General features: G+C 53.8%; 17 protein-coding genes and 1 tRNA gene. 7 read left to right on the top strand and 11 right to left on the bottom strand.

What is annotated here, in order from left to right; genetic code table 11:
• Window positions 1-54 precede the first annotated feature (54 nt).
• A complete protein-coding gene (locus FH039_RS11205) occupies window positions 55-1,188 on the top strand; it encodes an MFS transporter (protein WP_139681379.1) in 1,134 nt (377 codons plus the stop codon).
• Here FH039_RS11205 and FH039_RS11200 read toward each other — a convergent pair.
• Window positions 1,175-2,371, bottom strand: coding sequence for a proteasome-activating nucleotidase (locus FH039_RS11200; RefSeq protein WP_139681378.1), 1,197 nt, complete (start codon window positions 2,369-2,371; stop codon window positions 1,175-1,177). The genes FH039_RS11205 and FH039_RS11200 overlap by 14 nt on opposite strands.
• A 216-nt stretch (window positions 2,372-2,587) precedes the next feature.
• On the opposite strand from FH039_RS11200, the gene cas6 reads away from it, so the two are divergent.
• Complete coding sequence (gene cas6 / locus FH039_RS11195; protein ID WP_139681377.1) at window positions 2,588-3,337, top strand: CRISPR-associated endoribonuclease Cas6; 750 nt, start codon at window positions 2,588-2,590, stop codon at window positions 3,335-3,337.
• Here cas6 and FH039_RS11190 read toward each other — a convergent pair.
• Entirely contained in the window at window positions 3,294-4,202 is a 909-nt protein-coding gene (locus FH039_RS11190; RefSeq protein ID WP_139681376.1) for an MraY family glycosyltransferase, read from the bottom strand. The two genes, cas6 and FH039_RS11190, sit on opposite strands and share 44 nt — an antisense overlap.
• Window positions 4,203-4,258: 56 nt before the next feature.
• Here FH039_RS11190 and FH039_RS11185 point away from each other — a divergent pair, with 56 nt between their 5' ends.
• Together FH039_RS11185 and FH039_RS11180 are read left to right on the top strand one after the other, a co-directional pair.
• A complete protein-coding gene (locus tag FH039_RS11185) occupies window positions 4,259-5,581 on the top strand; it encodes an HAD family hydrolase (RefSeq protein WP_139681856.1) in 1,323 nt (440 codons plus the stop codon).
• 5 nt (window positions 5,582-5,586) lie between these two features.
• Window positions 5,587-5,952, top strand: coding sequence for a DUF2304 domain-containing protein (locus FH039_RS11180; protein WP_139681855.1), 366 nt, complete (start codon window positions 5,587-5,589; stop codon window positions 5,950-5,952).
• Here FH039_RS11180 and FH039_RS11175 read toward each other — a convergent pair.
• The 3 genes from FH039_RS11175 to FH039_RS11165 are packed head-to-tail and all read right to left on the bottom strand — an operon-like array spanning window position 5,949 to window position 7,645.
• Complete coding sequence (locus tag FH039_RS11175; protein WP_139681375.1) at window positions 5,949-6,485, bottom strand: deoxycytidylate deaminase; 537 nt, start codon at window positions 6,483-6,485, stop codon at window positions 5,949-5,951. The two genes, FH039_RS11180 and FH039_RS11175, sit on opposite strands and share 4 nt — an antisense overlap.
• Window positions 6,486-6,491: 6 nt before the next feature.
• Window positions 6,492-7,274 (bottom strand): M48 family metallopeptidase, encoded by a 783-nt coding sequence (locus FH039_RS11170; RefSeq protein ID WP_139681854.1) that lies wholly within the window; start codon window positions 7,272-7,274, stop codon window positions 6,492-6,494.
• Between the two features lie 5 nt (window positions 7,275-7,279).
• Entirely contained in the window at window positions 7,280-7,645 is a 366-nt protein-coding gene (locus FH039_RS11165) for a BlaI/MecI/CopY family transcriptional regulator (protein WP_139681374.1), read from the bottom strand.
• Window positions 7,646-7,783: 138 nt separating this feature from the next.
• Here FH039_RS11165 and FH039_RS11160 point away from each other — a divergent pair.
• A tRNA-Arg gene (locus FH039_RS11160) sits at window positions 7,784-7,861 on the top strand.
• A gap of 378 nt (window positions 7,862-8,239) precedes the next feature.
• On the opposite strand, the gene FH039_RS11155 is transcribed toward FH039_RS11160, so the two are convergent.
• From FH039_RS11155 to FH039_RS11135, 5 genes are all read right to left on the bottom strand, one after another.
• Window positions 8,240-9,895 (bottom strand): UvrD-helicase domain-containing protein, encoded by a 1,656-nt coding sequence (locus FH039_RS11155; protein ID WP_139681373.1) that lies wholly within the window; start codon window positions 9,893-9,895, stop codon window positions 8,240-8,242.
• Window positions 9,892-11,901: a hypothetical protein gene (locus tag FH039_RS11150; protein WP_139681372.1), complete on the bottom strand. Its 2,010-nt coding sequence runs from the start codon at window positions 11,899-11,901 to the stop codon at window positions 9,892-9,894. The genes FH039_RS11155 and FH039_RS11150 overlap by 4 nt, the downstream gene beginning before the upstream one ends.
• Window positions 11,898-12,356: a hypothetical protein gene (locus FH039_RS11145; RefSeq protein ID WP_139681371.1), complete on the bottom strand. Its 459-nt coding sequence runs from the start codon at window positions 12,354-12,356 to the stop codon at window positions 11,898-11,900. Before FH039_RS11145 ends, FH039_RS11150 begins: the two co-directional genes overlap by 4 nt.
• Before the next feature lie 263 nt (window positions 12,357-12,619).
• Window positions 12,620-15,271, bottom strand: coding sequence for an ATP-binding protein (locus FH039_RS11140; protein WP_139681370.1), 2,652 nt, complete (start codon window positions 15,269-15,271; stop codon window positions 12,620-12,622).
• Window positions 15,272-15,323: 52 nt separating this feature from the next.
• Window positions 15,324-16,409 (bottom strand): hypothetical protein, encoded by a 1,086-nt coding sequence (locus FH039_RS11135; protein WP_139681369.1) that lies wholly within the window; start codon window positions 16,407-16,409, stop codon window positions 15,324-15,326.
• A 120-nt stretch (window positions 16,410-16,529) separates the two neighbouring features.
• Here FH039_RS11135 and FH039_RS11130 point away from each other — a divergent pair, with 120 nt between their 5' ends.
• Both FH039_RS11130 and FH039_RS11125 read left to right on the top strand, forming a co-directional pair.
• Window positions 16,530-17,279 carry a hypothetical protein gene (locus FH039_RS11130; RefSeq protein WP_139681853.1) on the top strand — a complete coding sequence of 250 codons (750 nt, stop codon included), beginning with the start codon at window positions 16,530-16,532 and terminating at the stop codon, window positions 17,277-17,279.
• The gene (locus FH039_RS11125) at window positions 17,249-17,947 is read left to right on the top strand and encodes a hypothetical protein (RefSeq protein WP_139681368.1); all 699 of its coding nucleotides are present in this window, start codon (window positions 17,249-17,251) and stop codon (window positions 17,945-17,947) included. Before FH039_RS11130 ends, FH039_RS11125 begins: the two co-directional genes overlap by 31 nt.
• A gap of 5 nt (window positions 17,948-17,952) precedes the next feature.
• On the opposite strand, the gene FH039_RS11120 is transcribed toward FH039_RS11125, so the two are convergent.
• On the bottom strand, window positions 17,953-20,724 hold the full coding sequence (locus tag FH039_RS11120; RefSeq protein ID WP_139681367.1) for a DUF1156 domain-containing protein: 2,772 nt from the start codon (window positions 20,722-20,724) through the stop codon (window positions 17,953-17,955).

Raw genomic sequence — 20,724 nt, 5'->3', positions numbered from 1 at the left:
GTTGGCCGTTCCTGTCCAACAGGCTTTTAAACGTTCAGTCATCTATCGAAGAGCATGAGGAAGAAGCTCCTTGCCCTCGTGAGCCTCGGCTGGATATTCAACTACGCCCACAGGATGGCGATCCCTCCCCTCATCCCCATGATAAAGGCCGAGCTGGGGATAAACAACGCCGAGGCAGGGCTTCTGATGACCGCCCTTCTCCTGCCCTACGCCCTTGTCCAGGTCCCCGCCGGCTACTTCGGCGACAGAATCGGCAGAAAACGCCTCCTCACCCTTAGCATAATCGGCTATTCGCTCTCGTCTGCACTCATAGTCTTCGCCCGCGGGTACTGGGAACTGCTCGCGGTTCGAGCACTGTACGGCATCTTCTCCGGCCTCTATTATGCCCCGGCAACTGCCCTGATAAGCGAGGTCTACCGCGAGAGGAAGGGCTCCGCGCTGGGCGTCTTCATGGTCGGCCCGCCCGTCGGCAGCGGGATAGCGCCTCTGATAGTCGTTCCCATAGCGGTGAACCTCGAATGGCGCTACGCCTTCCTGATGCTCTCGGTTCTAAGCGCGACGATAGGAATCGCACTGGCCCTTGCCGTCAGAGGCGAGGTGTCCAGACCCTCCCGGGTTACGTTCTCCATCCCGCGGAACGTTTTCCTCCTCAGTGCGGCGAACTTCATAGTCCTGGCGGCTTTCTTTGGTCTCCTCACGTTCCTTGTGTCCTTCCTGGTGAACGCGGGGGTCTCCCTTGAAACCGCGTCCCTGCTGTTCTCCCTTCTCTCGGTTATTGGAATCGCCGGCTCGCTCGTTGGGGGCGGCCTGTACGACAGGATCGGGAGACGCAGCGTGGCTGTGGTCTTCGGCCTCAACGCCCTCCTCACGCTCCTCCTGGCCGTGACGGCATCTCCCTGGGTTATCGTCCCGCTGGGCGTCACGTTCTACTCGGTCGGCGCCATAGTCACCGCCTACACCTCCGAAAAGGCCACCGGAGAGAACCTCGGTTCCGTTATGGGCTTCGTCAACATGGTGGGCTTCTTTGGGGCCACGGTGGGGCCCTATCTCGTCGGTCTCCTGATAGACCACTTCGGCTACGAGAAGGCTTTCCTGTCGATACCAGCGATGTACATGCTGGCGTGGGCGGTCATAAAACTGGAGGAAGGTATGGAAGGAAGAAGAGGGGAACGGCTCAGCCGTACATGACCTCGTGCATGGCTATCTGCTGGGCGAGCCTCTGCTCCGCGCCGAAGACCTTCTCGATGGCCTTCATGAAGTCCTCCTGGGTGACGTACTCGCGCCTCGCCCTTATGGCGAACATTCCTGCCTCGGTCGCTATGGCCTTTAAGTCGGCCCCGCTGGCTCCCTCCGTCATCTCCGCTATGACGCGCAGGTCGACGTCCCTGAGGTTCATCTTCCTCGTGTGTACTTTGATTATCTCCAGCCGTCCCTTGAAGTCCGGGAGCGGGACCTCTATGAGTCTGTCGAACCTTCCTGGTCTCAGCAGAGCCGGATCGAGGATGTCCGGCCTGTTTGTTGCGGCGATTATCTTGACGTTGCCCCTCGGGTCGAAGCCGTCCATCTCAGCGAGCAGCTGCATGAGGGTTCTGTTCACTTCTCTCTCGCCGCCGGTGGTTTCGTCCATCCTCTTCGCTCCTATTGCGTCTATCTCGTCTATGAAAATTATGGTCGGCGCCTTCTCCTTGGCGAGTTCAAACAGCTCGTGGACGAGCCTTGCGCCTTCTCCTATGAACTTTCTCACGAGTTCGCTGCCAACGACGCGGATGAAGGTTGCGTTGGCCTCGTGGGCCAGGGCCTTGGCCATGAGGGTCTTTCCGCAGCCGGGCGGACCGTAGAGGAGAACCCCCTTCGGCGGCTCGATTCCGACCTTCTCGAAGAGCTCGGGGTGCCTGAGCGGAAGCTCTATCGCCTCCCTCAGCTCCTGGAGCTGCCTGTCCAGGCCTCCGATGTCCTTGTAGCTGACCTTGGGCCTCTCGATGACCTCAAATCCAAGGACGCTTGGGTCTTTCTCGCTGGGAAGGAGCTCGACTATTGCCATCGTCCTCTGGTCGAGGGCCACCCTCGAACCCGGCTTAAGGTTCTCGCGCTCGATCCATGGCGCTATCCTGACGACAAAGCGCGGTCCGTTGTAGTTCTGGACTATGGCTCTGTCCTCGTCGAGCAGTTCGAGAAGCGTCCCCGCGAAGGCCGGGGGCTGTCTGAGCCTGGACATCTCCATTCTCAGGCGGGAAAGCTCCCTCTCCAGCCTCTCCTTATCGGCTTCCAGGGTCCTCACCTGGAGCTCAAGCTGTCTTATGCGTCTCTTCAGATATATGACGTAATCATCGTACTCGTCCGTTGGTTTGATATCGACGTTTTCAACGCTCATAACCTTTCACCTCTCACAATTAAGGTTTCTGTAGAAGGGTCTTTTTAACTCTATCCTTCCCAGAGGGATTGGCCGGACGATTTATATACTTTTGGTATCAAACGTGCGGATTCTCCCGACACCTTTTTGAAGTAATCCTTCGATGGTTTAATTTGCGAAATTCTTATTAACTTTAAACGCGGAGTATAGGAAGGCTATACCAAGGGGTGGGTTGTAATGAGGGTGGAGATAAAGTTCAGGCCCGCGGAGGAGGGCACGATTCTGCCGTTCAACTACAATTATGACGTATATACTCAGCTTGTGGCCAAGATGGCCACTGTGTCCCCTGAAATAGCCCGGGAAGCTGAAGTAAGCCACGTCGACTACTTCACGTTCTCACGCATAATGGTGCGGAAGCGCGAGCTCATCCCTGACCGGGGAATTAGGGTTCTCTCGGACGATGTCTCGCTCTACATCTCGTCCTCCTCGAACGAACTGATAAAGGCGGTCGTTGAGGGCTTCATCGACAGTCCAATCCTGCAGATCGGGGACGCCACTTTCATCGCCGATGACATAAAGGTCCTCAAGGAACCCCGGATAAAGGAAAGCGCCCTGTTCTCGACGCTGAGCCCGATAATGGTCAGGACGGTTAAGCTGAGCGGCAACCGGATGAAGATATGGGACCTTTATCCCAACGAGGAGAGCTTCTTTGACAAGCTCCGCAAGGTAATGCTCATGCGCTATTCCGCCATAATGGGGGAGATGCCAGAGGAGAGGGACTTTTCAATAGACGTTGTCAAGTTCAAGCCCGTCCGGATACTCGTCAAGGACACCTACTACCGCGGCTCGCTCATGATATTCCGCTACACCGGCTCGAGGGAGATAGCCCGCTTTGGCTATGAGAACGGTTTTGGGGAAAAAACGAGGTACGGCTTCGGAATGGTCAAAGTGATAGATGAAGAACGAGAACCAGAAGCCCGAGAATGAACTCTATCCCCCAGACTATCGCGACGAGTCTCGGCTCGTTCACCTTGACCTTTCTCATAATCGTTCCCAGAAAGCTGGGGTACGGGGGAGCCCTCAGCGTCCCGTCGGGCAGCACTTCCGTTCTTCCATGTTTTCTGACCCCAAACCTGACCCCAACCGCCTTTATCACGAAGTCCAGAAAGTGCGGGACGAGGAGTATCGCCGCGTAAAGTTCGGCCTTTCCGAGTATTCCGACGAGCCCAATCAGCGCGCCCATGCTCAGCGTTCCGGTATCGCCGGGGAAGACCCTCGCAGGGTAGCGGTTCCACCACAGGAACCCCAGGGCGGCGCCGAGTCCCGCCAGCGCCAGACCCCTCGCCGGTCCATCTGTTACCACTGCCAGAAAGCCCAGGGCCACGGCGGAGGTTCCAATCTCAAGGCCGTTGAAACCGGCCAGCAGGTTCACCAGGTTTGCCGAGCCAGTAACGAAGAGCACCGCGAAGACGGGGTAGAGGATTCCCAAATCGATGGTGTGGCCGAGGATGTCTATCCGCGAAGATACCCCGAGGAATGCAGTCGGAACCGCGACCAGGAGGGAGAGGGCCACCTTGTGGGACTGTCTGAGTGCCGTCAGATCGTCCACGATTCCAACGACTCCGAAGAGCAGGAACACAAGGAGGGCCCGGGCGGTCTCGGGATCGAGGGCCGGTGCCAGCGCCAGGGGGATGCCAACGAGGAGCGCCAGCCCGCCCATCTCGGCGACTTCGGGCCGGTCGAGCTTGTGTATGTCCCTTCCGGTGATGCCCGCTCGCTTCAATCTCCCCGTGAGGTAAGGGGTGAGGATGAGCGTCAGGGTTAAACCTATAAGCGGAGCAACCTCTATCATATCCAGGCACCCCTTGCTTGTAGGAACGCCCAAAAATAAACCCTTCGGTGGACGGCATGGACGTGAGGCTCGTAGTCTTCGACCTCGATGGAACGCTCGTTGGTGCTCCAAAACCCTTCGCTCAACTCAAAGAGGAGCTGAAATCCAGGCTCCTGGCGGAAGGAATACCCGCGGAGGCCCTCGGGAACCTCACTCCGATGTACGAGAACCTTCAGAGGATAGCTGGGGAAACGGGCAGGGACTTCGGAGAGCTCTATTCTCATATGGTGGAGCTTGAAACCGAGCGCATATCGGAGAGCTTTCTTTTTGAGGGCGTCAGGGAGACCCTGGAGTTTCTCAAGGAGAGGGGCATCCGGATGGCGGTGATGACCCGCAGCTCCAGGAAGGCTGCCCTCAGGGCCCTTGAGATGCACGGCATAGCTGGATATTTCAGCGTGGTGTCCACGCGGGACGATGTCCCTCCTGGAGAACTTAAACCGAGCGCCGGTCAGCTGGAACGGATAATCGAGGCCCTCGGCGTTGAGCCGACCAGAACCATAGTGGTGGGTGACCACGGTTACGATATCCTGCCGGCGAAGGAGCTTGGGGCGCTCTCGGTCATGATAACCTCCCACGAGTCAGGGAGGATGAGCTTCTCCGTCGATGCCGAGCCGGACTTTGAGGTTCCAACGATGGAGGGGTTTAGAAGTCTGATTGAGGCCCTTCTGGACACGTATATCGTCGTCCCTGCCTACAACGAGGAGCGCATGGTTGGCACCGTTCTGGAGGATCTGCTGCGCTACTTCCGGAGCGACGAGATAATCGTTGTCAACGACGGCTCCCGCGACAGGACCGAGGAGATAGCCCGCTCAAAGGGCGTTCACGTTCTCACGCACCTGGTCAACAGGGGGCTCGGCGGTGCCCTCGGCACGGGCATCGCCTACGCACTCAGGAAAAACGCCCGGCTGATCGTCACCTTCGATGCCGACGGTCAGCACCTCGTGAGCGACGCCCTCCGCGTAATGAAGCCCGTTGCCGAGGGTAAGGCGGACTTCGCGGTCGGCTCCAGGCTCAAGGGCGACACCAGTCAGATGCCGTTTGTCAAACGCTTTGGCAACTTCGTCCTCGACGCGATAACGGCGGTTTTTGCCAGGAAATACGTCAGCGACAGCCAGAGCGGGCTCAGGTGTTTCAGCCGCGACTGCGCGGCCAGGATAAGGATAACCTGCGACAGGTACGCCGTTTCGAGCGAAATCATCATTGAGGCCGCCAAAGGCGGGTGCAGAATAGTTGAGGTTCCAATAAAGGCCGTCTACACGGAGTACTCTATGAAAAAGGGCACCAACATATTTGAGGGAGTTAAAATCGCGCTCAACCTGCTGTTCGATAAGCTGAGGTGATGGATATGTATGCGGTTCAGTACATAGCCATAGCGGTCGTTCTCGTCCTGATGGTGTACGTCCTGGGCAGGTACGGCCGCAGGGAGTTCGAGTGGGGAGACTTCCTCTTCTGGGAGGCCATTCTCATCGGCCTGCTGGTGGTCTCGATATTTCCGGTTCAGATAGCCAACGAGATCAGGAAACTCCTCGGCCTTGGGAGGGGTCTCGACGCCCTCTTCGTCATAGGAATCGGCCTCGCCTACATACTCGTCTTCAGGATTTATCTCACGGTCGATAAAACCGAGCGGGAGATAACGGAACTGACGAGGAAGATAGCGATAGAGCTTGAGGAAATAAACAGAAGGCTTGAGGAGATGGAAAAGAGGCACTAAACCCTGAACTCCCCAAAGAGTTCCTCCAGGAATGCCTTAACGCGCTCTTTTGGCAGTTTGAACTGTCGTATTTTCACTATCCCCTTCCTCTGGGCCTCCTTCAGCAGAATCTCCGTCGCCTCGTTTGGGTACATCTCCTCGTAGACTATCTCCTTTATTCCGGCGTTTATGACTATCTTGAAGCAGGTGTCGCAGGGGAAGTGGGTGACGTAGAGCGTTGCCCCCTCGAGGCTTATGCCCTTCCTGGCCGCCATGGCTATTACATTCTGCTCCGCGTGGACGGCCCTGTGGCAGTGTCCATCGACTATCAGGCAGCCGGCGTCGATGCAGTGATCCATTCCGCGCGGGGCCCCGTTGTACCCGGTGGCCAGTATGTAGCCGTCCTTGACGGCGACGGCCCCGACACGGAGCCTCGGGCACGTCGCGCGGAGCGACACGAGCTTCGCTATAAGCATGAAGTACTCGTCCTTGGTCGGCCGGATTCGCTTTATCCTGTCCGCCTTCCCCCTATCAAGGAAGATTTCAACCGTCATGGTTCATCACTGCATGCGCTTGTTGAACATGTTGTTTCCGTCCATCTCGATGATGATCCGGAATATCCTTTCATCGTAGCTCGGGTGGGTCTCTATTATTTGAACCTTCTGCTTCCTCTCGATCGACGGCTCGATGCTCGGGAGTACGCTCGACTTGATGCCGACGCGGAGGTCCTCGTAGTACTTCAGCTCCTCCAGGGCGCGCTTGAGGTTCATCGGTGTATCGAGGAGCCTCAGGGCGGTCTCGTCCGCCTGAAACTCCCGCTCCTTGTGGAAGTTCGCGCGGGTCACCTCATAGAGGCCCAGGAGCGTCAGTGAGGCGGCACTGATGACGGGGCTTCTGGTCAGGAGCATCAGGACCGCCGTGAACATCACCATGAGGTACCTCCCGTAGGCAAGAACCGGGAAGGTCCTGGTGTCGCCGTTCTTTATGTGCCCCAGCTCGTGTGCGGCCACCGCCAGTATCTCCTCCTGGTCGAGGACTTCGAACAGGCCGAGGGAGAGCACTATCGTGTTCTTGAACGAGTATGCATTGGGGATGTAGTCATCCAAGAGGTACACCCTTGGCATCGGCAGGCCCGCCTTCCTGGCCATCTCTGCAATGCCGTCGTAGAGCCAGGGCATCTCGCTCCGCTGGAGGGGGACGTACTCGCCCTTGATGTCGTGGGTTGAGGCCCACACGTAGAGCGCCAGCACGGTCCCGAAGGCCACCAGCGATATTTCGAGGCCCAGCTCTGCCAGTGCTATCACCGCCAGCAGGACCTCAAGGGCCATTATGATGAACAGCATCGTCATCACTTCTTGATCTTGGACAGGTAAGCGTAGGTCGCCTCCCTGAAGTTCGTCATAAGAGCATCCAGTATGCTCTGGACGACCTTTTCTTCAAACTCCTCCCTGGTGGCGGTTATGGCGTAGACGTACCTCATTCCACCCCTTCCCTTCTCAACGCTCCTCTTGAGCAGCCCTCTCTCGCAGAGACGGTTCATGAGTATGCTTATGGTGGAGCGCCTTATGTCAGGGTGCTTCTCCTTCATGTACTCGTAGACCTGGCCGGCCGTTGCCACCTTGACCTTCCACATGTGCTCCATTATCTCCGCCTCGAGCGGCGGGAGAACGGCCTTCATCCCCTCCTCGGTAAGCTTGAACTCGTGCGGCTCCATGTTACCACCATCCTTCCCTGATGTATGATAGGGTGTCGGGGCTAAAAAGTTTTTGTGCAATTGGGTACCACTGTGTACAGTGCTCCATTTTGGAAAGAATTAGATTTTTAAATCCCTGCCTGGAATAACTATGGGCATGGGCCGGTGGCTTAGCATGGATAGAGCGTCGGCCTCCGGAGCCGAAGGTCGCGGGTTCAAATCCCGCCCGGCCCGCCAGAAATTTTGATTTTGTTGCGTTCCTGACATTATTGCCATATACAAAAGAGCTGCTGCCTCAAAAAATGCAGACTTCTGAATGTCGTTCTCATTCAAAAAAGCAATTATTTGGTCGCTCACTGTGATACATATGCGCTTCCTCAAAGTTCTCACCTCCAATGCGCAAAAATATCACAAAATTGATACTATTTTGGCCGACGGTCTTATTTATTTTTGCCTCTCACAAGCCTCCATCTCAAAAATTGACTGATACAAAAGCATGTTTTATTTCGATGATGTGCAATAGCCGATGGTCACCTCGAGGTGGCCGTGTGAATAGCATCTTGCCATCTTCCTGTGGCTACCTATGGCCGGGGGGCTCTTGCCCCCCACCAGAACTCAAAACCTCACATACCCCAACACAGACCTCTTTGACTTGCTTGTGAGAACATAGAGCTTCTCTCTCGCACGAGTCATCGCAACGTAAAGAACCCTTACCTCCTCCTTCAAAGCGTTCTCATCCCTCTGAATCTCCTTTTCAATCTTGCGATTCACGAAATCAATGACAATGACAACATCAGCCTCCTCACCCTTTGCAGCGTGCATCGTGTCCACGTGGATTACCCTTCCATTCCTCCTCCTTCTGAGCCCATCCAAAACACGCTTCTCTTCATGATCAAGAACATCAAGGTAATGGTTCTCAATGAACCTTGCAAGGGATAGAACGTCATCAGAGCATCCCCCCGCTTCGCTCTCTTCATCATTGAGGTGCTCTCTCCCACTGAGGCATTCCTCGACCTTCATTATGGCTTCTGTGGGCGTCTTGAACAGGGACCGAAGCCGAATTCCTTCCTCGTTCAGAGATGTTACAGCGAAGAACAGCCTCAGTCCGACGTTCCTTTTCTCCTCGAAGGCGATGACTTCCTCAAGGAGGTCATAGAGACTGTCATCATTCTTTATCCTCGAAACTCTGTATCCCGCCTCAATGATGTACTTTTCGAGCTCTCTTGCCTGCTTGTTTGTCCTCGTAAGGACGAAAACGGTTTTATTTTCGTTCATAACGCTCTCAAGAATCTGAATCACTTTATCGCCTGTTGTCCTGTCCATTTTGAGTAGATTGGACCTTTTCAAGTACTCCGTGATAGCCTTGCCAAGTTCCTCACGTGGCTCATACTCGAAGTGGGTCCTGAGCCAGCGTGTAAGCATCTCCGCCTTGTTGTACACGTGCTTGGGCAGTCTATAACTTCTCTTCAATACAACAACCGTACCAGACGCCATGAAATTCTCAAACTCGGAAGGATCAGCCCCCTGGAATGAATATATCGACTGGTTCGGGTCTCCAGCTGCAACGACATAGTCGAGGAGGCCGATGCGTCTCAACCTTCTCACAACTGCCCACTGAAGGGGACTGAAGTCCTGAGCTTCGTCCATTATCATGACCCTGGGCTCACTGCCCTCCTTCTCCGGAGCGAGTGTAGCGGGAGTTGTTGTGAGGAAGTACCTGAGAACTGATACATAGTCAAAAATGCCCTTTTTCTCTCTCCATTCCACATAATCCCTTATTCTCTGGTACACGGCACTTTTCTCCCGTTGTTTCACGATTTCAAGAATTTCCTCGCTGTCTTTGTCATAATAGACGTTGAAATAGTAGTTGTACCTTATCTCGGCAACGTTCGATGGATGTGAACTGAACCGGTCCCTGAAGTCATAGCCGTAATTCATTTCCATCATTGCGGCAATAAACGGCTCTTTCATGAATCCCGACGGCGTGAGTAGCTTATTCCGCATGAGAACCCTTGTGATATAACTATGCAGAGTGTACGCGTTGTAAATGCCTCTCTCTTTCAGAACCCTGACTGCAGAAGTTGTAAAGGTGAGAAAGAGCACCTCGTCGCTCGTGTAATCCCTTCTCATGATGAGCTTATTGAGGTTGTATCGTTGCACGAAGCTTGTAACATCCGTGGAAGCGTCTCCTATAAAGTACTTGTAGAGATTGATGAGAGCAGAGGTCTTTCCTGTCCCTGGAGGTCCCAGAATGGTTATCTGGGCGTTCACGCCACAACACTCTCCTCTGCAATCTCATCAAGATCCACGTACTCCTGTTCATCCAAGTACTCATCGATTGTCTTTATTGGAGGCTTTATGGCGTTCTCTTTCTCAAGGAAGTCAAAGAATCTGTCTGAAATCAGATAATAGAGGTATACGTGTCCCCCATTTCTCAAAGACTTGCTCCGCCTGACTTCTCTCCAGGTTTTCTTGTCAATAATCCCTATTCTATGAAGGAACTTGGCAAGAGTTCGGGCGAATCCACGTGTCTCAGCCCCATACTCGAGAAGATGGGGGTCAAAATAGACTCTGTTCTCGTTTTCAGCGTAGATCATTATCCTTTTCCGGAACATCTCGTCGACACGGTCTCCGCTTATTGAATTCAACTCGTCAATTTTCACTATCTCAAGGACCTCGGTCTCGATGATATCCAGGAAAACGTTCTTGACCTCTTCGTACTCCTCTATTACAATCTCTTTCGCGTTTCTTGTAACGAATGCATAGTAATCCAGCATTATCTTGGCGAGAATGTCATTGAGCTTACTCCTTTCCTGTCTGTTGAGCTTCCTGATTGAAAGCGGGTCAACTATGTAAACCCCAAAGTGGGCCATAAAGTCCTCGTTGAGAGCATAGAACATCTTCTCCTTCTCTGTCCGCTCCGTGTTCTTGAGAACGATTGTCTCCACCTTTCCTGTTGTCTCCACAACAAACGAGACTTTGTACGTTACCTTGCCACTCTTTTCGTCCACCTCTTTGATTATATCGGAGGTACGCTCGATAAGCCACTCAAGAAGGTCAAAATCATTGGAGAGAACCCTTTGAGCACTTGTTACGGAGTACTCACTTGGTTCCTCCTTCTTTTTTGTCATTGCCCGCTGGTAGTATGAGCGGAGTGCCCTGTTGAGTTCCCAGATAGTCCCTTTCCCCAGGTAGCTCCTGTAGTTCTTCAGCGTCGCCGAGTACGTGTCCAGAACTGCCCTCTCCCGATCATCCCAAGGGTCACTATCCCGGGTCTCAACGTACACTCTTCTCACAACTTCGAGTGTGTCCTCCACTCGAATCCCTTTGTGCCAAGCAAAGGCGGCAAATCCGAGAACGAGGTTGTGCCTCCTGCCAGGCATGTAGTACTTTTTCAGGACTTCTATCAAGGCGTCTTTTTCCTCGCTGTTGAGCCTTATGCTACCCATATTCTCAATGTGGAGCTCTTCCCGCGTTGTAATACCTTCCCGGAGCTTTTTCTTGACGAGTTCGTCAATTTCAAGCCTGTCCGCTCCGGAAATCTCAACTATCTTTGAAACGGCCTCGTAGATTGTTCCACCTATCTTTCGCCTGTTCACAGTCCAAGCAACCCTCATAATGCGTGAAGGGTTGTACACGCTCTTATCCACAGCATCCTCGACGAGATATGAATAGTTTGGGTCTATGCTCTCTTTGAGCACCCTCTCAAACTCGTCTGCGAGTTCTCTTCCAACCTCCCGGAAAGCCGCCTGCCAGTTTCTGTCCCCAACTTCCACAGGGTTCACCTTGAGGTACACGTGGAATCCAAAGCCCGAGAAAACTATCATGTACCTGAAGTTGTACTTCCCAAACAGCCTCCGGACAGCCCCCTTTATCGCTCCCTTCACAGCCGATATCTCAACCTCCGATGGAACTCTGTTGTGGAAGATGTCCACATCAATTGGCAGGTTTATCACTTCGAGTATGTCATCGTTCGTAAAAGAGCCCTCTTTCTGACCTCCGGCAGGATTTATAGTGACGTATATGCCCTTTATTCTGCTGTCCGAGTTCATTTCTCTGATGATGTAACTCGTAGCCCTCCCAATGTCCTTGATTCTGAACAACCTACGCTTTACGCTTCCATCCATCCCAAGAATTCTCACCTCGAACCAGTACTCTTGCTTCGTGTTCTCATAGAGGAACTCCAGGTACTTCCGTATCATGCCAGAAAGAGCATCCCTGTTTTCGAGGATTGCCCTATCTTCGTCGCTGATAAGACTGGCGTGCTTTGGCATCATTGTTCATCACCCCTGAGAAGCTTTTGAATCTCTTCTACATGCCTTGCAAGGTGCTTCCTGTCCCACTCTGTGAGTCCATCGGTGTGCTGTATTCTCCAAATTGCAGTATGGACACTCCCTATCGCCTCATAGAGATCTTCATGGTTCTGGTAAAACTTCTCTACAATCCTCCTGACCATCTCACTTACGGCCAGAATGCTACTTCTCACTTCATTGGGATTCTCTGTACGCACGGGAAAAACAGCCTTGAAGGCGAATTCCTTCTCGGTCTCATAGAGGAACCTTATCCTCTCCCTGTCCCTCAAATCAAGACCCCAGGTGTATATGTCGTCAAAATCAACCTTTCCCTCAGCGATTTTACGGGCCAGATCCATCTGGTTGGTGTGTAGTCTCTTTGAAGCCCTTCTGAGAAGGTACTTTGTGGAGGCAGGTATGTACAGGTTATACCTACCCATCTGATTTCACCTCGGTACTATGTGTGCGCACACTATATAAAAACTTTTCGCCTCAATAATGAAGGGTAATATCATCAAAATCGAGGGTAAACTTACGACAGGGGGTCAAATAATAGCAACTATGGGGCTGATTCACGACTCATGATGTACGAGGTGGAGGTATGGTGAGGTGGTCCTCATCATGATGGTTGGATATGGTAGTGAATCGTGACTCGTGAATCAAACCCCTCACAGCTACTTATAAGGGAACAAAAGAAGGGATGTTATTCCTCCCCAAGTTCTTCAACGTCAATCCCGAGCTGTCTGAACGTCTCAAGCAGATTCTCATACTCCGTCTGGCTCATGTTCCCCCTCTCTGCCTTTATCTCGATGGTAACCCTCTCAAACTTGATCTTCAGCAGATTCAACGCCCTCAATATGTCCCTCAGCCCTCCAGTTCCTGGTCCCAGTGTCAGGTGCAGGTGAATGGACTCTACCTGGCTTCCCACCACTACTTCTTCTCTACCCTCTGTTTCCGGGGGCACAAGCACAGCCTGCCTGTCTCTGACTGCGGGAGGCTTCCACTCTTCCCCGGAAGCTTCAGCTACGCTCCCAGCTGTAGCTTTCTCTTGAGCTATAGCTTGAGCTTCAGCTTCTGCCTCAGCTTCAGCCTTTGCTCTTGTCCTCAGCTCCTCACAGTACTTCCTGTTCACGATGACCTCCTTCTCGTCGAGAGTGACCGTGGGCTTTTCACCAAGGTACTCGCAGGTTACCTCCTCCCCGGTGAGGTATCCCAATCCGAAGCGTCCCTCGCTTACTCCCTGCCTTATCGCGTCTATAAGCACGCTCTTGCTCTTCAGGAGAGGCATTCCCGGAGTCTTGAGGAAGCTCTCGTAGAGTGCCTTCGTTGGAACGTACTCCTTTCCATCCAGGTACTTCATCTCGATGACCACTGGGGCCATCTTCTCGACGAGCTTACCCTCTTCCCTGAGCTTCTCATAGATGAGCTCCTCGATGGTCTTCTTGATGCCCACAGGCTTCATGCCGAGGTCAAGCTCTTCGTAGCCACCGCGCGTGGGCAGGAGAACCAGCCTGTAAAGCTCCGCTATCTTTTGAACGATGTCCTCCCGTGCTCGCTTCAAATTCTCCTTCACGTCATTCTTTTGCTCTGAAGTGAGCTCCAGGGAGCCCCTCTTTGCCTTCTCGTCGATGATTTTCCATGCAAGATACCTCCTCACGAGCCTGTTGAAACTGGCCCTCTCAGTCTCCCTTGGAACGAGGAAGATGAGGGTGTTCTTGTGGACTCTCTCGCTACCGCCATAAGATTGCAGAATCTGGAGGACCTTCTCCTTGTCGTATTCTGGGAGAACAACGAGTTTCAAGCTTGGGTCACTATCGGGAACGTCCACCGGCTTACTCGGCCACAGGTAGACCTTGAAGTACCGCCCCTTGAGCTGGCCCTTCAGCAGTTCGTGTTCAACGTCCCTTATCTGCTCCTCGCTCACGTTGTTCATCTCGTCCACGACGAGCTTGTTGAGGCTTGGCTCAAGGCTGAAGAAGTACCGACCATCGCGGTAGTGGAGGTAGAGCAGACTATCTTTGAGGTAGAGGATGGCGTCCCCCACTATACTGCTCGAGTACCTCGTGTCAGCACAGGAGAGCTTTATCTCCTTCGTGGTGGCTCCTCTCACGTCCCCGCCGGAGAAGGAGTACATGAAGATGACAGTTGCCGCCCTCGTCCCCACGCGATAGTGTTCGTAGGATTCGCCGACCATCCTGTCAACACGCTTTGCGCCCGAGTTGGGCGAGAGAATGTCAGCATCAAGAACCGAGTAGTACCTGCTCTCCCCGATGATGTCTATGAGCTCGTCCCTGAGCGTTTTGACACTCAAGTCGAAGTCGGAGAGCCTGATGAAGGACACATCCCTTCCGATGAGCGAGTGGACCACTATGGAGAGGAGCCTCAGCACGCCCCTCGTCCTCTGGAACTTCGGCAGGCTACCCCAGCGGTGGTAGAGAACGTCAATGACCTCTGGCTGGAAGGGGTAACTCCTGAGGAACCTCTGGCGGTACTGATAGGCGTTGAGGCCCTCAGGGATGAGGCCTTCCTTCTCAAGGTACTCTACCACACGCTTCACAACGGCCTCCATCTCGGACTCATCAATCCTCTTGAAGAGCCTCGTTCTGATGACGTCATGGACTTCCTCCTCCTGTACTGGAGTGAACACCTTCTGAGAGCGCCCCACTATCTTCTGGAGCTTCTGGAAGTACTCCTCGGCCTTCTCCGAGTAGTGCTCAAGAATGCTGGACGGAAGGGTCATGACGAGAAGAACCCTGTCGGTGGACTTCACGACTTCAGTGAGCTCGTGGATGAAGGCCAGTGTCTGGTCGGCGAGGGTGGTTTCTCCAACGGTAACCCCAGCGGCCTTTACCATGTACTCAAGGAGTTCATCAACGAGAATCAGCACTGGAGCCTTCTCCTCAAGGAGTTCCGATAGCTTTATCTTTCCCGGGGCGACGTTGCCCTTGAGGCGCCTTACACTGCCCGTGAGCTGGCGCTCAAGCTCCTCCCAGAGGATGACCTCCCTCGCGTCAAAGGCAGTCCCATCAAGAACGACCACGTTCGCGCCCCACTTCTTGGCCTTGTGATAGAGGGCTATAAGCGAGTGAGTCTTACCCCCGCCAAAGGGAGTCTGAAGCTGTATCACCGCGTCCCCAACGCCCTCGAGGAGTCTTTTCCTTGCTATGTCAAGGAGGGCACTCAACCCACTCGTTATGTACGTTCTCTCCCAGAAGAGCTCAGGGTTCCTGTAATCCTCAGGTCCCCTGTCTTGATACACGCTCCAGAGGTCAGCGGCGAAGGTATCAAGGGTGAACTTCCCTTCCTTTATATCATCGTGGGGAATGGCGATCTGGTAAAACGGCTTCAGCTCCATGGTTACACCTCCGAACCATATACCCTCGGGAGTATTTGGGCTTTCCGGTTGCTCATCCACCATCCGACCCAAAGAGACCCTTGAGTTTATCCACGAGGTCCGTTTTGTTCCCTATGAGTTCCTTGGTCTTGTTTCCGAGTAGCTCCCCCAGAGAGCTCACTTGAGCCCGAACCCAGTCCGGATCATCAATCTTTGAAATGAGCTCCTCTACCATCTCTGGATTGTCTCCAAAGGCCTCAAAGTACCTGTTTATAAGTCCCCTGATCTCCCAGTGCATTGTGCTCATGACGACCTTGAGAGCGGTGCTACCCCCATAGCGGTATATCACGTGGAAAAGGTGGGTCTTCCAGAGGAGATTGCCCACGAGCTTGTACGAAACCTTGTAAGCAACGTTCTCCTTCATGAAGATGAGTTCCAGCCCCACTACAAAGAGCCTCTCGTAGAAAGCCGAGTAGGTGTCCCTATCTCCTGGAACCACTTGCCCGGCTGCTATGATGAGCCTGTTGTAGTCACGGGCAAACGAGCACATCATAAACATGTCTTCAACCTGTGAGGGCTTGAGGGTGTTTTTGAGCTTTCTGATTTCTCTGTCGTTCAAATAAGGCAGTTCAATCCCGTAATCTTTTGATAGGCCCTCTGCAAGATTTTTGTACTTGTGGAGGGCCACCGTAAGGTTTGAAACTTCTTCGCTGTATGCGGTAAGGTTCTGGTATCCTGAGAGGTTCTCGCATTCGGGGAGCATGGGAAGGGATGCAATGGAGGTCGCCAAAGCAATCGTAACGTTGTCATAACCGTACGTGGATATGCTATCCCACAGGCTCTGGGTGAAGTTTTGGAGGCTCGTCCTGAGCTGGAGAGCTTCTTCCTGGCTCAGGTTGAGTGGTTTGAGCTCTTCCGACATTGAAGGGACCTGCTCCCTGGACTCACCAGAAAAGACGCTTGGAGAAGTACTCTCCACTGTATTGGCTGGAATCGAGGCGCTGGAATCATTTGAGAAGCTCAGCGGGATTGCCACTTTCTCCTCGGATGTTGCTCCGTGCTGAACGAGTCCCCACTCCCAAGTCGTTGCCAAGAACATCAGTACAATAAACCCAACAACTACAAGACCCGCTATTCCCCTCAGGAGGCAGTCACCCATTTCGTGTTACGAGGTGTCACAGATACAAAAGCTTTTCTGTTCCCCCATACCCTCATCGACAGAGTTTCTCGATGGAATCATTTATAAGGGACTGCATCGGAATGGCAAACAGTGAGAACCATGGAATCCCTTCAGAGCGGGAGAGGCCATTGGGCACTTCCTGAGGTTGTGATCGATAAGTACAGCGATGACCTGCTTATGGGGGTACTTGACGCCATAGACCCCTACTTCTCTGCCATTCCCTACGTGAGGAAGAAGCACCAGACTCACAGGTTCAGGGCACTCCTCCGCCTGAGAGAACTGCTGGATGAGAAGAAGGACGTTCTCATCTCCCGTATAATCGAGGTACTGCCCAGCGAAGCGAGCAGGATGCACTACCTCAAGGCTCAATCCGAAGTGCTCAAGATATTCGAGGAAGAGCTCGCCGATGTGATGGACGAGATAGACGAACTTATGCACATCCTCAACGAGAACGAGCTCAAGAACTCAATAAGAACCGACATCAGGAGACAGATGGGGCTTTTGAACTCCATGAGGGAGAGCATCCTTGAGATAGCCTCCGATCCGGAGATGCCGGATGAAGAGTTTGAGAGGTACATGACACTCGACCAGGGAATAGCGCTCCTCATCAAGCTCTACGAGAAGATGCTGGAGGACTGGAAGAACCCGGAGCTCTCAATCTACATCCTCATGCTCAGCCTCAGGATACTTGCGATACTCAACGGCAAGCTCGAGCACCTTCCCCTTCTCAGGAAGGACATAGTCGAGATGGTTCCCGAGCTTGAAAGAAAAGCCAGCCCGGAGGAAATCGAGGAACTCATCAAACTGGTGGGGAAGGGATGGCCAACTTCGTCGACACCAACATCGTAGTGGCCAAAGTCGTAGACACTGACCCCAACCACAAGCTCGTTGAGGAGTTCTTCAAGGACAGTCGAATGGACATAATGGAGTCCGTTTACCAGGAACTCCGACAGACTTTCTATGAAAAAGCCTTCAGCGCCCTCACAAAGCTCAAGAAGGCCATAAGCAAAGCGAACAAAATGGAGTTCTCAAGCGAAGAGGAAGAGATAAGGGCCATCAGAGAGCTCACTATTCAAATCTGCCGGGAAACCGAGCCTCAAATCCTCAACTTCTGCGAGTACATTGTAAAAGTCGCCGAGGAGAGGGGCCTTCTTCTCGTCAGAAAACGGGTGAAGCTCCTCAAGGAGATGAACGACTTCATAATCGAGCAGATGTCGAAGATAGACAGGCTCAGCAGTACCCACAGGATTGTAAGCTTTGAAACTGAAGAGCTTGAATCCGCGATAGACATCTACGACAGGGTAAGGGAGAGATTCAAGGACGACTACGATGCCCTCATCTTCAGCGAGGCGGTAATGTTCTCGGCCAAGACAGACGAGCCGTGTACCCTCTACACTCTCGATAGAAACTTTGCGGGAACCGCCCGGAAAGTCCTTGAGGAACTGAGAGCGGAGAACCCGGAGATAAAGCTTCAGGTGGTTTATCTCCTCGACGAAATTGAAAAGAGGGCCGAATAGAGTGCTCAGCCCTTTATGAACCGCTCAATCGTCTCCTGCTTTCCTGATTCCTCTTCTCCGTTGAAAACCGAGTAATCGCCCTTCTCAATGGCCCGCTTTATGTGCTCCCTGCCTGCGAGGAAGCCGTCGAGCAGCTTCTTCTCCTTGCTGTCCTTCGGGAGAACCTCGCTGATGACCTGGGCCACCTTGTAGAAGACGTCCTTCTCGCCCCACCCCGTCTCGGCGAGCAGGCCGACCATCTCCCTCTTCCTGTTGGCCTGCCAGAGGAGCAGAGCTTTGTGGAGGACATCGATGAGGTCGTTGCCCTTTATCTCCTTGAGCTTCCTGTCCTGCGGGCCGAGAACCCGGATGAACTCCTTCTCCTTCACGATGAAGCCCCTGTTCCACTCCTTTTCGAGGTCGAGGCCGACGGAAGTTGCCAGCTTCCTCGCCTCGTCGAATGGAACCTTCGCCTCGCCGTACGTCCAGCGCCAGAGCACGTAGAACTTCGCGAGCGGAGAAAGTTCGGAGGAGATGTCCTCCCTGAGAACCTGCCTTATGGCGTAATCGCTCACCATGTCCCTCACGAGCTGGAGCAGGCGGTCGCCCCTTATCTCGTTGCCCTCGTAGTCGAGAACCCTCTCGTACTTGCCGAAGACCTCAATGGCCGAGCCTATGGCCGAGATGAAGAAGTCCGCACCGCTTATGCCCTCCCTCCAGAGCTGGTCGAGCTTCTCCTCAAGCTTCTCCTTGAGCTCCCGCTTCACCTCATCGAACCAGCCGACGCCCTGCTTCTCCACCTTGCGGGCGACGATGTAGATTGATGATGCGAGAGCCGCAGACTCCTTCGCTCTGAGCCTGTTTGCCATCTCCGTGTGAATTGGCCATGAAGCGGTTGGGACGAGGCCCGAGTCGAGGAGCGAGTTTATGAGGGTCTCCCAGCCCTCTGTCGTCTTGTGAGCATAGACGAGCACGAGGATTCCGTTCGGCTTGAGGACGCGGTGGATTTCCTTCAAAGCCTGCTTCATTCCCTCCTCGAAGTACCTCTTCGCCGCCTCCCAGTCCTGGTTTTGGGTGTAAGCCACGAGCTCCTTGCTCTTCGGCGTGAGCGGGGTTATGAACAGCTCAGGATAGAGGTCTCCAACTGTACGCTTCAGCCAGACGTAGAAGAAGTCGCTGAGGTAGGAGTAAGGCACGTTGTCGTAATAGGGCGGATCGGTAAAGACGGCGTCGAAGTAGTTGTCCGGGAATGGGAGAGATGTAGCTGATGAATGAATGACTCTGGCTGGAAATTCAATCTGTTCAAATATTCTGAAACTACTCAGAATAACGGATAGAGTGTTTGACCATTCCCTACTGGCCCCTGAAATTGGATTCAGCTCAAAATAATCCCACATCATCTGGATTGCTTGTCGTCCACTGAGGGTGGGGATGAGTTGTACTGTATCTGGCTTCCACCTGCCATTTGAACTACATGCATCTGCCAACTTATCGAGTGTGAAAGCCAAGTACGTCACCACGGCCTTCGCGTACTCCTCCTCGTAGCCCTCCTCAAGCATCTTCTCGTAGGCCTGCCTCACCTTCTCGGCGAATGTTATCAGCGCGAGCTTCTGCCTGTCGTTGAAGAGGTCGCCCCAGGTGTTCAGTCCGTAGTTCCTCACTGAGAATGCCCTCTCGGCCCCTCTGCCCCTGCCTTCCGGCGTTGGTTCATCCGGCACCGGGTCGATGCCCCACTCCTCCATCAGCTTCGCCCGCTTCTCCTCAAGGTAGCGCTTCGCCTCCTCGTAGGCTTTGACGTCCCTCTCCGTTGGCAGGCGGTACACCTTGCCCCTCTTCTCCGGGTGGTAGAGAACAACCGCCACCATCCTCTGGCCGGCCTTCCCCTCGCGGAAGAGCTTTCTCGTGGTGTTCGCGTCGTGGGTCATGCCGCAGACGGGACAGGTGACCTTCGCGCCCTTCACGGTGCCCTTCGAGGGATCAAAGTCTGCAGGCATTGGCTCGTAGCCGTCTCCCACTATCTTGAACTTCACCTCGTTCCCCTCAACGTACGGGTAGAGCGCCACCTTCTTGTTGTTCTTCTTCGCCAGCCAGAACTGTCTCATGAGCGGTATCTCGGCCCCGCAGGCCGGGTTCTGGCACTTTATCGTTCTCGCCCAGATGTAGCCGACCGGGATGTAGCCGTCTTCGTCTTTGGGATAGAAGCGCTCAAGCTCCTTCTTTGCCTCCTGGAGAACCCACTCGCCCCATTTCTTCACGTCCCTCACGAGGTCGTAGTCCTTCCCTTCACCTTTCCCTCCAGCTATCCACTCGTCGAGCGCTCCTTTCTTCTTCCCGTACTTCTGGGGGTACTCAAGGACCGCCTTGAGGATGAGAACGGCAACTGGATTGTAGTCGAGGGCGTACGTTTCAAGGCCGAGGCGCAGTGCCTCAAGCGGTATGGAGCCACCACCCGCGAAGGGGTCAAGAACACGGGGCCTCTCTTGGTTTGGGTCATCACGTATCTGCCTGAAGTACTCCATGATGTCCTCGCGGGCCCTTCTTATGATTTCCTCGTTGAGTGAATTCTCCCACTTCGAGAGCTCGGCTATGAACTTCTTCCTCCTCTCAATCTCGTGCTCGTCGTTCGTGGCCGGAATGAGTGCGGCGTAGTTGGTCGCGCGGGAAGAAGCCAGCGGGCGCCTCGCCCACCAGATGTGGAGCGTTGAGATGTGGCCGTGCCTTATGTTCTTCTCCCTTGCTGACTCCTCACTTACCGCCTTGACTGGGAAAGCGACCTCGATAAAGCGTTTGTCTTCCAT

The organism is Thermococcus indicus (assembly GCF_006274605.1).
Lineage (GTDB): Archaea > Methanobacteriota_B > Thermococci > Thermococcales > Thermococcaceae > Thermococcus > Thermococcus indicus.
The sequence above is the reverse complement of the archived record's forward strand: the minus strand, read 5'-3'. Positions and strand labels throughout refer to the sequence as shown.

Excerpts from the sequence above, each read along its gene's own strand:
- FH039_RS11125 (WP_139681368.1), top strand. The coding sequence starts at position 17,249 with ATGGCCAACTTCGTCGACACCAACATCGTAGTGGCCAAAGTCGTAGAC.
- FH039_RS11150 (WP_139681372.1), bottom strand. The coding sequence starts at position 11,901 with ATGATGCCAAAGCACGCCAGTCTTATCAGCGACGAAGATAGGGCAATC.
- FH039_RS11185 (WP_139681856.1), top strand. The coding sequence starts at position 4,259 with ATGGACGTGAGGCTCGTAGTCTTCGACCTCGATGGAACGCTCGTTGGT.
- FH039_RS11120 (WP_139681367.1), bottom strand. The coding sequence starts at position 20,724 with ATGGAAGACAAACGCTTTATCGAGGTCGCTTTCCCAGTCAAGGCGGTA.
- FH039_RS11190 (WP_139681376.1), bottom strand. The coding sequence starts at position 4,202 with ATGATAGAGGTTGCTCCGCTTATAGGTTTAACCCTGACGCTCATCCTC.
- FH039_RS11180 (WP_139681855.1), top strand. The coding sequence starts at position 5,587 with ATGTATGCGGTTCAGTACATAGCCATAGCGGTCGTTCTCGTCCTGATG.
- FH039_RS11140 (WP_139681370.1), bottom strand. The coding sequence starts at position 15,271 with ATGGAGCTGAAGCCGTTTTACCAGATCGCCATTCCCCACGATGATATA.
- FH039_RS11145 (WP_139681371.1), bottom strand. The coding sequence starts at position 12,356 with ATGGGTAGGTATAACCTGTACATACCTGCCTCCACAAAGTACCTTCTC.
- FH039_RS11165 (WP_139681374.1), bottom strand. The coding sequence starts at position 7,645 with ATGGAGCCGCACGAGTTCAAGCTTACCGAGGAGGGGATGAAGGCCGTT.
- FH039_RS11130 (WP_139681853.1), top strand. The coding sequence starts at position 16,530 with ATGGAATCCCTTCAGAGCGGGAGAGGCCATTGGGCACTTCCTGAGGTT.
- cas6 (WP_139681377.1), top strand. The coding sequence starts at position 2,588 with ATGAGGGTGGAGATAAAGTTCAGGCCCGCGGAGGAGGGCACGATTCTG.
- FH039_RS11170 (WP_139681854.1), bottom strand. The coding sequence starts at position 7,274 with ATGCTGTTCATCATAATGGCCCTTGAGGTCCTGCTGGCGGTGATAGCA.
- FH039_RS11175 (WP_139681375.1), bottom strand. The coding sequence starts at position 6,485 with ATGACGGTTGAAATCTTCCTTGATAGGGGGAAGGCGGACAGGATAAAG.
- FH039_RS11135 (WP_139681369.1), bottom strand. The coding sequence starts at position 16,409 with ATGGGTGACTGCCTCCTGAGGGGAATAGCGGGTCTTGTAGTTGTTGGG.
- FH039_RS11200 (WP_139681378.1), bottom strand. The coding sequence starts at position 2,371 with ATGAGCGTTGAAAACGTCGATATCAAACCAACGGACGAGTACGATGAT.
- FH039_RS11205 (WP_139681379.1), top strand. The coding sequence starts at position 55 with ATGAGGAAGAAGCTCCTTGCCCTCGTGAGCCTCGGCTGGATATTCAAC.